At 58.5% G+C, this 400-nt stretch carries 1 protein-coding gene; it reads left to right on the top strand.

From position 1 onward, the window contains the following. Positions 1-400: AAA family ATPase (locus H6B10_RS15560; protein ID WP_204652371.1), on the top strand; the 400-nt coding region annotated here is incomplete at both ends.

Below are 400 nucleotides of genomic sequence, written 5' to 3'. Positions count from 1 at the left end.
GGCAAAGCCCCCCGCCGCAAGTTCCTGGATACCTACTGTGAAAACCTGACCCAGAAAGCCCGTGACGGCAAGACGGACCGCATCATCGGCCGCGACCGGGAGATCTACCGCACCATTCAGATTCTTTGCCGCCGCCAGAAAAACAACCCCTGCCTGATCGGCGAAGCGGGTGTTGGCAAAACGGCCATTGCCGAAGGCATTGCCCAACGCATTGCGGAGGGCAAGGTCCCGGCCCGTTTGCAGGATAAGGAAATTTTCCTGCTGGATATGACGGCCCTGATTGCAGGCACCCAGTTCCGCGGCCAGTTTGAACAGCGGGTCAAGGGGCTGATCAGCGAAGTAAAGGCTGCCGGCAACATCATCCTGTTCATCGATGAGATTCATTCCATCGTGGGTGCGG

Source organism: Gemmiger formicilis (assembly GCF_016901605.1).
Lineage (GTDB): Bacteria > Bacillota > Clostridia > Oscillospirales > Ruminococcaceae > Gemmiger > Gemmiger formicilis_B.
The sequence above is the reverse complement of the archived record's forward strand: the minus strand, read 5'-3'. Positions and strand labels throughout refer to the sequence as shown.